The organism is Bradyrhizobium sp. AZCC 2176 (genome assembly GCF_036924645.1).
Taxonomy (GTDB): domain Bacteria; phylum Pseudomonadota; class Alphaproteobacteria; order Rhizobiales; family Xanthobacteraceae; genus Bradyrhizobium.
Genome location: NZ_JAZHRX010000001.1, coordinates 1,323,951 through 1,339,885 on the forward strand (window position 1 = coordinate 1,323,951; position 15,935 = coordinate 1,339,885).

The window sequence follows — 15,935 nt, forward strand, 5'->3', positions numbered from 1 at the left end:
AATCCTTCTAAATCGGGCCATTCGCGACATCCAGTCGCTGACGGCATGGCAGTCGCTGCGCTACTGAAACCGGCATCTTCACCAGCTTTGTCGGGCAGCTTTCATGATCAAATTTCGCGCTACCGCCGCAACCGCAGCGTTGCTTTGTTTCACCGCGTTCGGGGCCGCGCCGGCGTCCGCCGACGGCGAGGTCAATGTCTACACCTATCGCGAAACCAAGCTGATCCAGCCGTTGTTCGACGCCTTCACCAAGGACACCGGCATCAAGGTCAATGTCGTCTCGGCGAGTTCGGGCCTCGAGCAGCGCATGAAGGCGGAAGGCGCCAACAGCCCCGCCGACGTGCTGCTGACGGTCGACATCGGCCGCATCGACGAGGCCGTGCAGGCCGGCGTCACCCAGCCGATCAAGTCGGTGGTGATCGACGAGATCGTGCCGGCGCAATATCGCGATCCTGATGGCCACTGGGCCGGCATCTCGATGCGCGCGCGGGTGATCTACGCCTCGAAGGACCGCGTCAAGCAGGACAAGATCACCTACGAAGAGCTCGCCGACCCCAAGTGGAAGGGCAAGATCTGCATCCGCTCCGGCCAGCACATCTACAATAACGGTCTGTTCGCGGCCTACACGGCCAAGTACGGCGAGGCCAAAGCCGAGGAGTGGCTTAAGGGCCTGAAAGCCAATCTGGCGCAAAAGCCCTCGGGCGGCGACCGCGAAGCCGCGCGCGACGTCGCGGCCGCCAAGTGCGACATCGGCATCGGCAACACCTATTACTGGGCGCTGATGATGAACAACGATCCCGAGAAGAAGCCGTGGGCGGAAGCCACCAAGGTGATCCTGCCGACGTTTGAAGGCGGTGGCACCCACGTCAATCTCTCCGGCGTCCTGTTGGCCAAGCACGCGCCCAACAAGGCCAACGGCGTCAAGCTGATCGAGTGGCTTGTCAGCGACAAGGCGCAGCAGATCTACGCCGATTCCAACTACGAATATCCGGTTCGCGCCGGCGTCGCCGTCAACCCGACGATTGCGGGCTACGGCAAGCTGACCGCCGATCCGCTCCCGATCGCCAAGATCGCCGCCAACCGCAAGGCAGCCTCGACGCTGGTGGACAAGGTCGGGTTCGATAATTGATCGCACCAAGTCGCGACAGTCATTCCGCCAACATGCCCTCTTCCTCCCCGGGAGAGGGCATAATGCTGCATGGGTTTCCGGCTGCTCGCCGATGTGAGCCGGCGTGACCCGAACCACGCACGCGGGGTGGATCGCCGCAGTGATCGCGGTCGCGACCGCCATCCTGGTGGCCGCCCCCGTCATCTCCATCATCGCGCTGGCGCTGCAGCCGGCGCCTGATGTCTGGCAGCCCCTCATCGAATACGTACTGCCGCGGAGCCTTCTCGACACGGCGCTCCTGCTCGGCGGCGTCGGCGCCCTGTCGCTTGCGATCGGCACCGGCACGGCCTGGATCGTCTCGCTGCATGAATTCCGCGGCCGGCAAATGCTGCTCTGGCTGGTGCCGCTGCCGCTCGCGATCCCGACCTACCTCGCGGCCTACGTCTATGTCGATTTGTTCGAGCCGCTCGGCCTGGTCCACCGGACGCTCGCACTTTGGCTGCCGCTGCAGGACGCGGTGCGCCTGCTTCCCAGCCTGCGCTCGCTGCCCGGCGCCATCATCGTGATCGCACTGGTGCTCTACCCTTACGTCTATCTGTCGGCGCGCACGATGTTCCAGTTCCAGAGCGCCGAGTTCACTGAAGCCGCGAAGACGCTCGGCGCCGGACGCTGGACCACCTTCTGGCGTATCTCGCTGCCGATGGCGCGTCCCGCACTCGCCGTCGGCGTCGCGCTAGTGTCGCTGGAGACGCTGAACGATATCGGCGCCAGCGAATATCTCGGTGTCCGCACGCTGACGGTCTCGGTGTTCACGACCTGGCTCAACCGCGGCAGCCTCGCCGGCGCCGCGCAATTGTCCTGCTTCATGCTGGCGATCGTGGCCGGACTGATCGCGATCGAGCGTTACGGCCGGCGCAACGTCACGACGGAGTTTTCCGCCGAAAGCCCGCGGCTGACGCAACGGACAACGCTTGCCGGCATCAAGGGCGGTTTCGCATTCGCGGCCTGCCTGCTGCCGGTCTGCCTCGGATTTCTGGTGCCGCTGCTGTATCTCGCGCATCAGAGTTTCAAGCGCGGGCTGTTTGCGAATTTCGACATGGCGCTGTGGCGCGACGCCTTCAACTCGATCGCGTTTGCGAGCCTTGCGACGCTCGCCGCGCTGCTGCTCGGCTTTGCGACCATTCTGGCCTGGCGCTGGCGGCCGAACAGGCTGCGCTTCGTCGCGATGAACATCGCGCAATTGGGTTACACGCTGCCCGGGCTCGTGCTGGCGCTCGGGCTGCTCGCGCCGGTGCTCGCCATCGACAACGCGCTGAACGCGCTCGCCGCATCGCTCGGACGATCGCTGCCGGGACTGATCATGGTCGGCTCCGGCGCTGCCGTTGTCATCGCCTATGTGATCCGCTTTCTGGCGGTGCCGACCGGATTCATCAAGGCAGGGTTCGAGCGGATCCCGCGCGATTACGACGACAGCGCGCGCGCCGTCGGCGCCGGCCAGACCACGACGATGCGGCTGATCCATCTGCCGCTCTTGCGCCCCGCCATGCTCGGCGCCGTCATCGTGGTATTCGTGGATTGCCTCAAAGAGCTGCCGGCGACGCTGCTGTTGCGGCCGCTCAACGTCGAAACGCTGGCGACCTCGATCTACCAATACGCCAGCCGCGGCAGCTTTGAGGAAGGCGCGCTGGCGGCGCTACTGATCGTCGCCGCCAGCATCGGCCCGGTGGCGTGGCTGACAAGGTTTTCGGACATACCGAGCGGGCCGGCGTAGGCCAAGCAACTGGATTTCCGTCGTCCCTGCCAACGCATGCCAACGCAGGGACCGATAACCACCGGCCGTTGTTGTTACGAAGGCAACTAGCCCCAGCGCTAAAAAGAGAGGCCGCAGAGTGTGGGTCCCTGCGTTCGCAAGGACGACGACCCGTTGTAGGGTGGGCAAAGCGTCAGCGTGCCCACCACCTTTCCGCCTGTGCGGTGTAAATGGTGGGCACGGCGCTAAGCGCCTTTGCCCACCCTACGAGACCGGCACGATCGTCAGGCGTTCTTCAGCGCAACGCGGAATTCGGCTTCGGTCTTCGCCTTCACCTCGTCCAGGGTGACGCCGTCGGCGAGTTCGATCAGCGCCATGCCGTCCTTGCCGTGCTTGTCGATGGTGAAGACTGCCAGATCCGTTACCACCATGTCGACCACGCGCTCACCGGTCAGCGGCAAATTGCACGTCTTCAGAAGCTTCGGGCCGTCCTTGGCGGAGTGCTCCATGACGACGACGACGCGCTTGACGCCGGCGACGAGGTCCATCGCGCCGCCCATGCCCTTCACCATCTTGCCGGGGATCATCCAGTTGGCGAGGTCGCCGTTCTGCGCCACCTGCATCGCCCCCAGGATCGACAGATCGATATGCCCGCCGCGTACCATGCCGAAGGAGTCGGCGCTCGAGAAATAGCTGGTCGAGGGCAATTCGCTCACCGTCTGCTTGCCGGCGTTGATCAGGTCGGCGTCCACCTCGTCCTCATAAGGAAACGGGCCCATGCCGAGCATGCCGTTCTCGCTCTGCAGGCTGACGTCGATGCCGTCAGGGATATAGTTCGAGACCAGCGTCGGAATGCCGATGCCGAGGTTGACGTAATAGCCGTCGCGCAACTCTTTCGCGGCACGCGCAGCCATCTGTTCACGGGTCCAGGCCATCAGATTTCTACTCCCGTTGCCGCCGCGGACGCGCTCGATGGGCGCGGCCGGGTATTGCGGAATTCAATGCGCTTCTTTCCAGTTCCGACTTCGATGATGCGTTTGACGAAAATGCCGGGCGTGTGGATGCAGTCCGGATCGAGTTCGCCGGCCGGAACCAGATGCTCGACCTCCGCCACCGTGATCTTCGCGGCGGTCGCCATCATCGGGTTAAAATTGCGCGCGGTCTTGCGGTAGATCAGGTTACCGGCGGTGTCGCCCTTCCAGGCATGGACGATGGCCAGATCGGCGAACAGGCCGCGCTCCATGATGTATTTCTCGCCGTCGAATTCCTTCACTTCCTTGCCTTCGGCGATCAGCGTGCCGACGCCGGTCTTGGTGAAGAAGGCCGGGATACCAGCGCCGCCGGCGCGGATGCGCTCGGCCAGCGTGCCCTGCGGGTTGAATTCGAGTTCCAGTTCGCCGGCGAGGTATTGCTGCGCGAACAGCTTGTTCTCGCCGACATAGGACGAGATCATCTTTTTGATCTGCCGCGTCTCCAGCAGCCTGGAGAGGCCGATGCCGTCGACGCCCGCATTGTTGGAGACGACCGTCAAACCCTTGACGCCGGAATCGCGGATCGCGTCCGACAAGGTTTCGGCGATACCGCACAGACCGAAACCGCCGGACATGATCATCATGCCGTCCTTGAGAACGCCATCGAGTGCCGATTTGGCGTCGGGATAGACCTTGTTCATGGAAATATGACCTGATGGAGGGAACGGCCGAAAGCCGGCATTGTCGGGATTATTAGGCGAATTCTTCGCGGTGCGTCAATGCGCTCAGCCGCCCATAACGCCCTTCAGGCCGGCATACAGGGACCCGGCCGCGGTCCCCATGATACCCACCATGGGCCCGGCCGCCGTCATCAGGTCCTGAATGATGCGAGCGCGGCGGCGCAGGTGCTCCGCGCCGACATGCCGACCGACGAGCAGGCCTGCAGCCTTGTAGGCGAGCGGGTTGGGCTTGCCGCCGCCCCGCGTCACCGTTTTCGGCAGCACATCGACAATCAGGAGACCGAGAATGTTGCCGGTCACGAAAGCGAGCGCGATGCTGGCGGTATATTCGATCACCTCTCGCCATTCGACCCACGGCCCCGGCACGATCGGAACATTATCGTTGATGCCGGTCACGGTGAGCATGCATGTCACGGCAATCGCCGCCGTCAAAAACCCGACCGAAATGGCGCCGCGCCACCCGATTTTCAGATGCGAATGGATCAGGAAGCCGAACGGCAGCGGAATGACCACCGAAGCAAGCCGGAGATAGAGCGGGGTAATGTCCAGGATGATGGTGATGAGGATGTGAGCAGCCAGCAGCAGGATGACCGGGAGCAGGACATAGGCGAGCGAATGAACACCGTAGTATCGCAAGGGGGAACGAATCCGCTCGATGCGCGCATTGGTCTGATCGAGTTCACGCCGCAAGGCGTCGAGTTCGATGACGATTTTCTCGATCTCGATGATGACAGGGCGTACGATCCGCAGATCCCGCGAGCAATGTTTGCAGACGACCGCCTCATCCTTGATCGTTTCGGCGCAGAACGGACATTCCATCAGGCTGATCGATTTTTTCTGCGGCGCATGAGCATCTCAAGTTCGCTTTTCACCCGGTGCAGTTCGAAGCGCAACATGTCGCGCTTGCGCGCCAGTTCGTCACGCTCCGCCATCAGCGATTGCGGCACCGCGATCTCCCGCGAGCAGGAGCCGCACACCAGCGCCTCGGGTGGATTTTCCCGCGCGCAGTATGGACAGGCGGCGCTCAGGGGACGACCTTCAGGATGAAGCTCGTAGTCCCGACACGCCCGTCGGTGTCCTTGATGTCGACCCGCACCATGTGCTCGCCGGCCGGCAGTTCGACCTCCGGCATATCAATCCCGCGCGGCCCAACGAAGGATCTGACCCGCGACGTGAGATCGACGTTCGGGGTCCGGAGATAGGTCATCTTGACCGAATCCGGATCGATCTTGGCCCCGCCATAGGGTTCGAATTTGAGCTGAAGGCGCATCGGAGACCGGAACTCCCCGCCGCCGGTCAGGAGATCGACCTTGGGTCCCCGCGTGATTCCGCGCCGCTCGGCCGCGACCGCGCCTTTCGGCGGCGGCAACGCGGCTTCCTCGGCCGTGATCAAAACCTGCGCCGCTTTCGCCGGCATCGCGCCGGCGGCGATAATCGCAATACTTCCCAACAGAAGCCGCAAGCCGCAGATGCGCACGATCGTTCTCCCCTGCCCTTCAACATTATCTCACGCCGCCATCGCCGATGATGGTGTACGGCGCCCAAAACAACGGATGTGCATAAGCGAATTCGGCCTTGCCGTCGGCGCCAGCGTAGCCGGGGCCGTCCACCAGAGCCATCATCGCCAGCCGCAGCGCTTCGCCACGCGTCAATTTAGGATCCTGCGCCTGCCGCCTGAACAGGTCGGTCACCAGTTCACGCGCCGACTGCGAGTGAACCGACCAGTTGGTCACCAGAAGGGCGCGAGTGCCGGCGTAGAAAAAAGCGCGGCCGAGGCCCGAGGCGGCTTCGGCGCCGGCGCCTGCTCCGGCGCCGGTGTTGCACGCCGATAGCACCACCCAGTCGGCATCGAGTTTCAATCCGAGGATTTCCTCCATGGTGAGCAGGCCGTCACCCTCGCCGCCGGTCACGGTTGGCGATGACATTGCCAGCGCCGGCTGCGACAGGCCGTTCAACTCGCCGGGCACCAGGCCATGGGTGGCGAACGCCAGCACCTTGAAACCTGAAAGGTCGATCGTCTTGACCGCCTGCTCGCTCGCCTGCTTGCCGAGGTTCAGGACTTTCGAGGGATCGGCCTGCAGCGCCAGCGCGATCGACTTCAATTCTTCCCTCGTGTCCGGAAGCCGCGGCAATAGCGCCAGTTCGGCGCTGTCGACACCGTCGAGCTTTGGGCTGTTGCGACGCTTCAACGGTCTGCCGCGCGTGGTGTTGCCACTGGCATCGGCAACCCTGATCTGTTCATCTGTGGCGGCCTCCGCTTCCTGCTCCCTGCTGAAATAGGGATCGCCGAACGCGATCAATTCGCTCCGCCCCGCCTTGCCCGGCGGCAATTGCCGCAGGGTGCGCAGCGCCGCCGCCGAAGGCACTGCCGTGACCGCATGCGTCCGCGCCAGCCACGGCACGTTCTTGTAGCTTGAAAACAGCGGATCGTCGTCGCTGCGAGCTTCAGACGGCGCGGTCGGCAACAGCGACAGCGGCAACAGGCCGAGCGCGCCGTTGGTAACCACGATCAGGTTCTTCGCTGGCTTCCAGCCGCTTTCCACCGGCTGCAACAGCAGCGAATAGAGTTCATGCGCGAGTTTGAGATCGAACGGCGGAATGTCGGAAATCATCGCCGCCTCCGGCTCCAGCGCCTCGCGCAGCTTGCGCACCTTGCTCTCGATGTCGCCGCTGGTGGCCTTGATCGCGGCGAACGCGACCGGGCCGCTCTTCGGCACCGCCCAGACGAAGCTGTTGTTCTGGCCGAAATAGAACGACAGCATCGCCTCCCCGTCGGCCAATGTTGCCTTGATCTGCTCGACCGATGGCGGCTTCGGCGAGACCAGGTCGGCATAGGCCGGGAAGCGCTGACTGATTTCCTGCCGCGCCTTGGTGCGTTCAGCGCGCAGGGCGTTGATCGAAGCATTGATCGCCTGAACGCCTTTCTCGTCCCGCTCGTGCGACGGCAGCGACAGCACGTTGGTCAGCGTTCCCAGTTGTGCATTCACCTGCTTGCCGAGGTCCTGCTCTTTTCGGACCAGTTCGGCCAGCGCCGGATCCTTGGCGGCGGCACGCGCACTCGATGCCGCCAGCGCCTGCTGCACTGAGCGGCTGCGAATGGCATCGGCAAGGCTGAAGGTCTCAGCGCCGATGTCGCCTGCGGAATTCTTTGCGAGCATGTTGAGATAGGCTTCGACGATGCCCTGCAGGCGCTGGCTGCGCGCCGCGACCGCCGTGGCATTGTCGTCATCGGCGGTCTCGCGCGAGGACGCCATCAGGATCGGGATCGCCGTCCTGAATTCGCGGATCGCTTCCTCATCGCGTCCCGCCCGCATCAGGCCGACCGCCAGCGTGCCGCGCGCCGAGGCGGTATCGAAATGATTCTCGCCGACCCGGGAAACCTGCTTCTTCACGAGCTGTTCGGCCGCGGCGATGCCGGCCTCGATCTGTCCCGAGGCGTACAGCGAGGTGATGCGCCCGCCGCTGAGTTCGAAGGTCTGCCGCCGCGCGGGCTCCCAGTTCGCGATCGCCTTGTCGATCTGCGCGAACACCGCGATCGCTTCCCGGCCCTTGCGCTGCAAGTTCAGAATACTGCCGAGCTGCGACAATTGTTGCACATTCGAGAGAGAATTCTCGGCAACGCCGACCGTCCGGCTGATCTCGAGGCTCACCCGGGCCAGTTGCTCGGCTTCGGCATAACGGCCCTGCTCGACCAGAATATCGGCCAGCCCCGCGACGAAACGTGGCGTGGGGGCGTTGTACTTGCCCTGATTTTTCAGCTGCGCCAGCAGCGCGCGACGGGCATCGACCTCGGCCTCGGCAAGACGCCCCTGGCGCGCCTTCATTCGGGCCTGGCTTAAAACAGTGAAGTCGACGCCGAGCTGCATGCTGGACTCGGAAGGCGGATTCTCGGCTCCCAGCATTGGCTTGATCGCTGCGCGCCTGCGTAGTTCGCCGAGTTTGTATGCGGCCTCGGCATCGCGATACTGGCCACGCGCTTCGAACAGCATGGCTCGGCCAAGCTCGATTTCGGATTCCCACATCTGGCCGTAGGTAATGTAGGCCGCCCGCATCGGCGGAAGGCCGCTGGTGCGCACTTCCTGAAGCAGCGGCTGGTTGCGGCGAATATAGGCCTCCGCCTGGGCGATATCGCCCATCTGGATCAGGATGGCGGCGATCGCGCGGTTGGCGCTGAACTGGTAGCCCCTCCCCTTTCTCTGGGTCGAGACCTCACTAAGCTGCCGCTGATACAGTTCAAATGCCTTCTTGGGATCGCCGGCCGCAGAGTATTGCTGGGCTGCAAACGCAATCAACCTTCCCATCATAAGGGGCGTAATCGCGCCGCGACCGACTTCGACGGCCTTGTTGGCATCGGCGATGGAGTCGGCGAGCCGGCCGAGCTGCACCCGGGCATTGGCGCGGTCGAAATAGAACTGCGCGAGGCCTTCGCGCGATTCCTTGCCGGTCGGCTTGGAATCGGCCTCAGCCTTCAGCTTCTCGATCGTCTTGAGATCGGGCTTCTCGCTGTCCAGAATCGCAGTGATATCGGTGATCGTTCGCGGTGGCGCGACAAATCCGGCGGGCAGCGCGTTACCGGCCGCAACTTTCGGCGCGGCCTCGGCTGGAACGGCGACAGCGACATTGGCACGGCCATTGGCGGCGTTCAGCGCCGCCATCACACAGGCGCGGACTGGCGGCGTGGCCTTGGCGCGGCATGCTTCCAAGTTTCCCGTCCCGCCGGAGGCGCGCATACAGGCCTGAACGATCGGCCGGCCGACCGTCATCCGGCAGTTTTCCTGGGCGGCTTCGATGCTGAGCGCCTGCGCCGCCGGCGCAGTTGCCGCAAGCATCGCCGTCACAATGGCGCATCTTGAGGTAGCGGCCTGGATTGCAGGGAAGTTGGCGGCCCTAAAACGCAGGAGAGAATTACTATGCGAGGACATTTAATGACCTCCAGTAAACATTTCATCTGCAATAGAGAAATACTAGCAAGCAAGCCCAAGTCTGTCATGAAATTCTGCTGTCATGAAATTCTGAAGCCCGCCATCCTAGGGACTTCTGGTCGCATCCGGAATCGTACGGGCTTGGGGCGGAGCGGGCGATAAAGGCCTGTGATCCCACCCAGGAACCGGCGTTGTCGGCCTTGAAAGCGTCAAGAAAACGCTTCAAGTTGCGTGGGTTGGCATGGGCATAGCCTTTGCGCCGCCTGCCCTGATCAACATCGACCCTTAATCAACAAGTCTCCGCAGCAGCAACCCGAGTTCGGCTTAACCAGATCCGGATATGTCATTGACGATGGCCCAAGGAATGAAGCGCCTCGGGATGCCGGTTGCGGCGCTGTTCGGCGTGGCCGTGCTTGCCTTGATCGGAACCTCCTGGTTCCTCAACCGCGACGCGCTGCGGCAGGCGGTCGAGGCGCAGATCCGCGCGGTCACCGGGCTCGATCTGGTGGTGTCGGGCGCGATCGACGTTTCGGTGTTTCCGGGCAGCTACGTTTCCTTTCACAATGTCGGGCTGAAGGGCGGCGGCACCACTGACCCCGCGCTGCAGGTCGATGTGCTGACCGCCAATCTGCGCCTGCTGCCGCTGTTGCTGCGCCGCTTCGAGATCGCCGACGTCATGATGTTGCGGCCGCATATCCGCGTCATCAGGGAAGCGGGCGGCGAGAGCAACTGGACGCCGTTCGTCGAACGGATCGCGCGCACGATGAAGCCCGGCGCCGAGAACCAGGTGTCGTTCTCCGAAATCAGGATCCAGGACGGCGTGCTGAAATACGAGGACGCCGCCAACAACGTCAAAGAGCAGCTCGGCGACATCGATCTCTCGCTGGCCTGGCCGTCGATTTCGCGCTCGTTCGCGGCGACCGGGCAATTCGACTGGCGCAATGAGCGCGTCGACGGCTCGATCTCGGCCAGCGACTTCGTCGCGATGCTCTCGGGCGACCGCTCGGGCCTGAAGGCGCGGCTGGTCAGCGCGCCGGTAAAACTCGCCTTCGACGGCTTCGTCGCCAACCGCACCAGCCTGATGATGGAAGGCACGGTCACCGCCGACAGCCTGTCGCTGCGCAACGCGCTGCGCTGGATGGGACAGCCGGTGCCCGGCAGCGGCGGGTTCGGCCGCTTCGCACTAAGGGCCCGCGCCAACGTCGTCGGCGCCTCGGTCGCCTTGACCAATGTGAATGTCGAACTCGACGGCAATGTCGCCGAGGGCGTGATGACGGTGGCCAATAACGGCCGCCAGACGCTGCAGGCGACGCTCGCCGCAGGCAATCTCGATTTCACGCCCTACATCTCCACCGTGCGCCTGCTGGCGAGCGGCGCGCGCGACTGGAACCGGCAGTTGTTCGACCTCACGTCGTTGTCCGCCACCGATCTCGACATGCGCCTGTCAGCGGCGCGGGTGACGGTCGGCCCGACCCGGCTCGGCCGCACGGCCTTCGGCGCCAATTTGCGCGGCGGCGCGCTGGCGCTCTCGATCGGCGAGGCGCAGATGTATGGCGGCATCGCCAAGGGCTCGTTCGGTATCGCGCGTTCGGACACGATGGCCGACGTCAAGGCGCAGTTCCAGTTCACCGATGTCGACCTGCAGGCGTGCGCCAGCGAATTGTTCGGCATCACTAAACTGTCCGGCCGCGGCAATCTCGGCGTCTCGCTCGTGGCGTCAGGCGCGAGCCCGTTCGGGCTCGCCTCCTCGCTCGACGGCACCGCGACGATGACCGGCCATGACGGCGCGATCGCGGGCTTCAATGTCGAGCAACTGTTGAAGCGGCTGGAGCGACGGCCCCTGTCCGGCGGCGGCAATTTCCGCTCGGGATCGACGCCCTACGACAATCTCACGGTTTCGGTGCGCTTCAACGACGGCATCGCCACCGTCGAGGACCTGCGCGTCGACGGACCGACGACGCGGCTGAGCTTGACCGGCACCGCCTCGGTACCGGCCCGCGAATACGACCTTAAGGGCGTCGCCAGCCTGACATCAGCCGCAGCCGGCGGCGACAAGGGATTTGAGCTCCCCTTCGTGGTGCAGGGCCCGTGGGACGATCCGCTGGTATTCCCTGACCCGGAAAGCCTGATCCGCCGCTCGCCGGGCGCAGCCCCGCTGCTCGATGCGGTAAAGGACCGCAAGACGCGCGATGCGGTGCGCTCCGTGATCGAGCGATTTACCGGCGGTGGGCAAAAGCCAGCGGCGCCGGAGACAGCGGACGGGGCGAAGGCGAACTGAGGTAGGGCGTATTAGCGTCAGCGTGATCCGCCTTAACTACACCGGACGCCTTCAATTAATCCGTCCAAGGTCCTACTTGTTGGAAAACATAGCGACGACGTCGATCAAGGCGGCAGTTCCCGCCGCAACGACGACCACCAACGTGAACGCGTGAAGAAGATACTTCTTATACGCAGGTCGCTTTTCGCGCTCGGCCGCAAATTCTCTTGCGAATGGTTCTGAGAAAACGAGGAGCAATGCGGCAGCCAGACTCAGAACTCCTATTGTCGCGCCCCAGATGACGCCGGCATGCATCGGGCCAGCAAAGCCCCAAAACGCAAAGGCGGCAGATCCTGCAGAAAGAAAATAAAATACTGCACCTGCGTATCGCGCAATTTTGCTGAACAGCCAGAGGCCCAGCAAAACGATGAGCGCGGCCACCACGTGAATCGCAAGACCATCCCCAAGGCGCGACAGATACCACCGCGAATGGATGAGAAGGCTGCAATTCACGGCCGCGATCAAAGCTAAAAGATAAAGCGCCGCCCTGTAGCCGCATCGTTCAAGCATGCAATCTCCTCCGAAATTATCTTCATGGAATGTTATCGCGGCGGCGATCACCGATGCTGTGCGGCCTGTTGAGGAAGTAATCCCGATTGCTGAACGCCGCTTCGGCATACTGGTCGATCGCAACGATGATCGCCTGCACATGCGCGTGGCACCAGCCTTCCCGCGTCGCCTGGATGCGGACTTCCGCCAAGGCTTTTATCCATGGCGGATTGTCCGCGTTGTGATCGTACCATCTGAGCGGTCCTGACATCGCTGGCCCCTGTTGATAAAATCTTCCAGCTCCGCCCGCGTGCGCGAGAGCAGGAGCTGCGCCCTCGCGCTGTCGAGGCCGGATTGATCGAGCCGGCGGGCAAGCTGGTCCAGTTCGCCAATCCGCAGGCGCAGGGCTTGAATCGCCTCATCGCTCACGGCGGCCTCGAGTCTTTTCCGTTCCAATGGAATCGGAACGGGGCGCTGGATTTTTGACTGGATGCGTTTTCTTGACGCGAACTGGTCCCCGCCCCGGATCAAATCCAGAGGCTTTCGCCGGAAAACGCTCCGGCGCCCCGTTCGAGGGCTTTCTGCCGGCCGCGCGGACATCCAGCTTCAGCCGCTCGTCGACATTGAGCAGCCGTTCCTCGCCGCCGAGCCGGTTTCGCTCGCCGATCAGGCCGAGCATGACGACCCGCATGGACATCAGGTGAACAGCGGCCTCCGAGCAGTCCTCATTCCGGTTGACCCGTTTGCGGATATTATCCTCCGCGCTCAACATCTCCGCCCGCAAGAACCTGATTTTTCTACGAATTTCATTCAATTTGTTGTCCATGGGCCACCTCGCCAGGGTTGAAGCTTATAAGAACAAATAAAGAACAAATTTCAAGTTAAGAGTCGAGCCCAGATTAAAGATTCTTTGGAGCTACCCGATGTCCCGCCTCCCCGACCAGGTCGATGCGCCGATGACCCCGCGCCAACTGGCGACCCTCCGCACGCTGAGCGCCGAGGCGTATCAGCCAAAACTGTTCGAGAACAACCTGACGGCAAGGGAAGCCGAGCGGCGCATTGCGGCGCTGAAGGCGGAGATCGAACTGGCGAATTCTTTCTGAGCGGTAGACGGCTGCTTGAAACGCGCAAGCGCGTAGAGCGGACATGCATCAGCGTAGCCACGCTCCAGGCGGAGGTACCAGATCTTCAGTCCTCAGAATCACGGGGCTCATCAGGGGCTGTCTTCTTTTCCAAATCTCAAAATTGGGTACCGCCTCAGTTTGAAATTTCGATTTCGGTAACCCGCTTCTTGTAAGGTCCACGAAGAGCAGGCGCTTGGTTCGCATTCATCAGCGCGCCGCAACCAACCTCATGCAATACTTTATCGGCAGTTCCTGCAGCGATTGCAGTGGATACGGCCAATGTCTTTTGAATCCGCATGAAGTTGTGAAAGTGGAAGCAGAGCGTCACGGCGCGGCAATGATCCTCGCACCGTGTGCAACCAACTCCATTCACCGAGTATGACGTATTGCTCCGGCATTCGAGATAGCCGCCGAACCGCTCGCCTGCGCGCAGGCTTGTCGCAAGCCGAGCTTGCATCCCGGATGGGCACCAGAGGTTGTTTGAGCCCAACCGGGCTTCGATCAACCGCTAATTCGCCGATGACGGAGGCAAGAGGAATTCGTCTCCGGGGAGAGCGCGGCATAAGCCGTCAAACCATTGCGCAGGGAAGGCCGGATGCTCTCCGCTGGACCTGTATGCTCGTGTGCGCACTTCCTGTGCACATTGCACACGAGACCGCGGGTGCAGCGCACCCGGTCTTCCCTGCGCCCTCATTGGGCGAGAGCTTCGGTCAAGCCTCGGGCGCATCGCGCCGCGAGATTGCGAATGCATATTCAGTTGTCATCGCCCGGCTTGACCGGGCGACCCAGTATTCCAGAGACGGCAGTGATTGAATCGATAGGCCGCGGCGTACTGGATGCCCCGCCTGCGCGGGGCATGACGGTTTTGCGTGCCGCGACAATCCGGATCGCTTCCGGTATCCGAGGGCGAAAATGATTGAACCAAAAATGATTGAACCAAAACGGCGGGGCGCATTCAGTGTCTTGCCGCATTTGCGCCCGGAATGTCCCCCTACAGAAGTCTGCCCTGCCCCATCTGGATCGCGCCGCGCGCATGGGCTAGACCTTTATCCAACCGGTTAACAAGCCGGCGTTTTCAGGGAGAACAACGTGATATCCAAGAAATTAGGTGGGCTTTCACTCGCGGTCGCTGCGGTCGGGCTGTTTTATGCCACTGCACCCGCGCTGGCCCAGCAAAAGACCATCACCGTCTGGTTCGGCAAGGGCTTTTACAAGTCCGAAGACGACGCGCTGCTCGAGGCGATCAAGAAATTCGAGGCCAAGACCGGCATCAAGGTCGAACTGTCGCAATACGCCATCCAGGACATGATCCCGAAAACGGTGGCGGCGCTGGATTCCGGCACCGTGCCCGATGTCGCCTATTCCGACAGCTATGACGTGCAGGCGCAGGGCAAATGGGCGTTCGAGGGCAAGCTCGAGGACCTCGGCGACATCCTGACCCCGATGAAATCGGCGTTCGCGCCGAACACGCTGGAAACCGCGCTGCTCTATAACGACGTCACCAAGAAGAAGGCCTATTACGGCTTTCCGCTGAAGCAGCAGAGCATGCACGTCCAGATCTGGCAGGACATGCTGGAACAGGCCGGCTTCAAGCAGAGCGACATCCCGACCAAGTGGGAAGATTACTGGTCGTTCTGGTGCAACAAGGTGCAACCGGCGGCGCGCAAGGCCACCGGTCAGCGCGTCTACGCCGTCGGCCAGCCGATGGGTGTGGAATCCACCGATAGCTTCCAGTCGTTCTACACGTTCATGGATGCCTACAACGTCAAGCTGGTCGATGACGACGGTAAGCTTACGGTCGACGATCCCAAGGTGCGGGAAAACCTGATCAAGGCGATGAAGGATTATACCGATACCTACATCAAGGGCTGCACGCCGCCCTCCTCCACCACCTGGAAGGACCCGGACAACAACGTCGCCTTCCACAACAAGACGATCGTGATGACGCACAACTTCACGATCTCGATCGCGGCGAAATGGCTCGACGACGCCAACAACCCGGCGCTGACGCCGGAACAGCGCGCGCTCGGCAAGAAGAACTATGACGAGACCATCATCACCGCGTCGTTCCCCAACAAGCCGGACGGCACGCCAATCAAGTACCGCTCCGACGTCAAGACCGGGCTGATGTTCACGGTCGCCAAGAACAAGGCCGAGGGCAAGGAGTTCATCAAGTTCCTGCTGCAGGAAGAGAACGTCCGGCCCTATATCGAAGGCGCGCTCGGCCGCTGGTTCCCGGTGACGACGGCCAGCCAGCAGAGCCCGTTCTGGCAGGCTGACCGGCATCGCAAGGCGGTGTACAACCAGTTCACCGGCGGCACCACGCCGTTCGACTTCACCAAGAATTGGAAGTTCACGATTTTGAACAACGAGAACGTCTGGGCCAAGGCGATGAACCGCGTGGTGAGCGAGAAGGTGCCGGTCGACAAAGCCGTCGACGAACTGATCGCCCGCATCAAGCAGGTCGCGGGTTGAGGTAACCGATACTGGCCGCCGCCGAAGTATGGTCTTCGT

The 15,935-nt window shown here is 62.7% G+C and carries 16 protein-coding genes; 5 read left to right on the forward strand and 11 right to left on the reverse strand.

Going from position 1 to position 15,935, the window contains the following annotated elements; all coding sequences use genetic code 11:
- Positions 1–103: 103 nt before the first annotated feature.
- Both V1288_RS05900 and V1288_RS05905 read left to right on the forward strand, forming a co-directional pair.
- Positions 104–1,129, forward strand: a complete 1,026-nt coding sequence (locus tag V1288_RS05900; RefSeq protein WP_334356179.1) for a Fe(3+) ABC transporter substrate-binding protein — start codon at positions 104–106, stop codon at positions 1,127–1,129.
- A 103-nt stretch (positions 1,130–1,232) separates the two neighbouring features.
- Positions 1,233–2,879, forward strand: coding sequence for an ABC transporter permease (locus tag V1288_RS05905; RefSeq protein ID WP_334356180.1), 1,647 nt, complete (start codon positions 1,233–1,235; stop codon positions 2,877–2,879).
- A 263-nt stretch (positions 2,880–3,142) separates the two neighbouring features.
- Here the strand turns inward: V1288_RS05905 and V1288_RS05910 are convergent, their stop codons facing one another.
- From V1288_RS05910 to V1288_RS05935, 6 genes are all read right to left on the reverse strand, one after another.
- Complete coding sequence (locus V1288_RS05910) at positions 3,143–3,793, reverse strand: 3-oxoacid CoA-transferase subunit B (protein WP_334356181.1); 651 nt, start codon at positions 3,791–3,793, stop codon at positions 3,143–3,145.
- A complete protein-coding gene (locus V1288_RS05915) occupies positions 3,793–4,530 on the reverse strand; it encodes a CoA transferase subunit A (RefSeq protein ID WP_334356182.1) in 738 nt (245 codons plus the stop codon). Before V1288_RS05915 ends, V1288_RS05910 begins: the two co-directional genes overlap by 1 nt.
- Positions 4,531–4,614: 84 nt before the next feature.
- Entirely contained in the window at positions 4,615–5,388 is a 774-nt protein-coding gene (locus tag V1288_RS05920; protein ID WP_334356183.1) for a hypothetical protein, read from the reverse strand.
- Positions 5,388–5,516 carry a hypothetical protein gene (locus tag V1288_RS05925; protein ID WP_334356184.1) on the reverse strand — a complete coding sequence of 43 codons (129 nt, stop codon included), beginning with the start codon at positions 5,514–5,516 and terminating at the stop codon, positions 5,388–5,390. Before V1288_RS05925 ends, V1288_RS05920 begins: the two co-directional genes overlap by 1 nt.
- Positions 5,517–5,593: 77 nt before the next feature.
- Positions 5,594–6,046, reverse strand: a complete 453-nt coding sequence (locus tag V1288_RS05930; RefSeq protein WP_334356185.1) for a hypothetical protein — start codon at positions 6,044–6,046, stop codon at positions 5,594–5,596.
- A gap of 25 nt (positions 6,047–6,071) precedes the next feature.
- Positions 6,072–9,398 carry a CHAT domain-containing tetratricopeptide repeat protein gene (locus tag V1288_RS05935; protein WP_334361200.1) on the reverse strand — a complete coding sequence of 1,109 codons (3,327 nt, stop codon included), beginning with the start codon at positions 9,396–9,398 and terminating at the stop codon, positions 6,072–6,074.
- A 445-nt stretch (positions 9,399–9,843) separates the two neighbouring features.
- Between V1288_RS05935 and V1288_RS05940 the strand changes: the two genes are divergently transcribed.
- A complete protein-coding gene (locus V1288_RS05940) occupies positions 9,844–11,769 on the forward strand; it encodes an AsmA family protein (protein WP_334361201.1) in 1,926 nt (641 codons plus the stop codon).
- 72 nt (positions 11,770–11,841) lie between these two features.
- Here the strand turns inward: V1288_RS05940 and V1288_RS05945 are convergent, their stop codons facing one another.
- The 4 genes from V1288_RS05945 to V1288_RS05960 are packed head-to-tail and all read right to left on the reverse strand — an operon-like array spanning position 11,842 to position 13,123.
- A complete protein-coding gene (locus V1288_RS05945; RefSeq protein WP_334356186.1) occupies positions 11,842–12,318 on the reverse strand; it encodes a hypothetical protein in 477 nt (158 codons plus the stop codon).
- 22 nt (positions 12,319–12,340) lie between these two features.
- Complete coding sequence (locus tag V1288_RS05950; RefSeq protein ID WP_334356187.1) at positions 12,341–12,508, reverse strand: hypothetical protein; 168 nt, start codon at positions 12,506–12,508, stop codon at positions 12,341–12,343.
- A 5-nt stretch (positions 12,509–12,513) separates the two neighbouring features.
- On the reverse strand, positions 12,514–12,726 hold the full coding sequence (locus V1288_RS05955; protein WP_334356188.1) for a hypothetical protein: 213 nt from the start codon (positions 12,724–12,726) through the stop codon (positions 12,514–12,516).
- Positions 12,716–13,123: a hypothetical protein gene (locus tag V1288_RS05960; RefSeq protein WP_334356189.1), complete on the reverse strand. Its 408-nt coding sequence runs from the start codon at positions 13,121–13,123 to the stop codon at positions 12,716–12,718. Before V1288_RS05960 ends, V1288_RS05955 begins: the two co-directional genes overlap by 11 nt.
- Before the next feature lie 97 nt (positions 13,124–13,220).
- Between V1288_RS05960 and V1288_RS05965 the strand changes: the two genes are divergently transcribed.
- Positions 13,221–13,400, forward strand: a complete 180-nt coding sequence (locus V1288_RS05965) for a DUF3072 domain-containing protein (protein WP_334356190.1) — start codon at positions 13,221–13,223, stop codon at positions 13,398–13,400.
- A gap of 154 nt (positions 13,401–13,554) precedes the next feature.
- Here the strand turns inward: V1288_RS05965 and V1288_RS05970 are convergent, their stop codons facing one another.
- Positions 13,555–13,749 (reverse strand): hypothetical protein, encoded by a 195-nt coding sequence (locus V1288_RS05970; RefSeq protein WP_334356191.1) that lies wholly within the window; start codon positions 13,747–13,749, stop codon positions 13,555–13,557.
- Between the two features lie 761 nt (positions 13,750–14,510).
- Between V1288_RS05970 and V1288_RS05975 the strand changes: the two genes are divergently transcribed.
- Positions 14,511–15,896 carry an ABC transporter substrate-binding protein gene (locus tag V1288_RS05975; protein ID WP_334356192.1) on the forward strand — a complete coding sequence of 462 codons (1,386 nt, stop codon included), beginning with the start codon at positions 14,511–14,513 and terminating at the stop codon, positions 15,894–15,896.
- The last annotated feature ends 39 nt before the right edge of the window (positions 15,897–15,935 follow it).

Excerpts from the sequence above, each read along its gene's own strand:
- V1288_RS05900 (WP_334356179.1), top strand. The coding sequence starts at position 104 with ATGATCAAATTTCGCGCTACCGCCGCAACCGCAGCGTTGCTTTGTTTC.
- V1288_RS05910 (WP_334356181.1), bottom strand. The coding sequence starts at position 3,793 with ATGGCCTGGACCCGTGAACAGATGGCTGCGCGTGCCGCGAAAGAGTTG.
- V1288_RS05915 (WP_334356182.1), bottom strand. The coding sequence starts at position 4,530 with ATGAACAAGGTCTATCCCGACGCCAAATCGGCACTCGATGGCGTTCTC.
- V1288_RS05920 (WP_334356183.1), bottom strand. The coding sequence starts at position 5,388 with ATGGAATGTCCGTTCTGCGCCGAAACGATCAAGGATGAGGCGGTCGTC.
- V1288_RS05935 (WP_334361200.1), bottom strand. The coding sequence starts at position 9,398 with ATGCTTGCGGCAACTGCGCCGGCGGCGCAGGCGCTCAGCATCGAAGCC.
- V1288_RS05940 (WP_334361201.1), top strand. The coding sequence starts at position 9,844 with ATGGCCCAAGGAATGAAGCGCCTCGGGATGCCGGTTGCGGCGCTGTTC.
- V1288_RS05945 (WP_334356186.1), bottom strand. The coding sequence starts at position 12,318 with ATGCTTGAACGATGCGGCTACAGGGCGGCGCTTTATCTTTTAGCTTTG.
- V1288_RS05960 (WP_334356189.1), bottom strand. The coding sequence starts at position 13,123 with ATGGACAACAAATTGAATGAAATTCGTAGAAAAATCAGGTTCTTGCGG.
- V1288_RS05965 (WP_334356190.1), top strand. The coding sequence starts at position 13,221 with ATGTCCCGCCTCCCCGACCAGGTCGATGCGCCGATGACCCCGCGCCAA.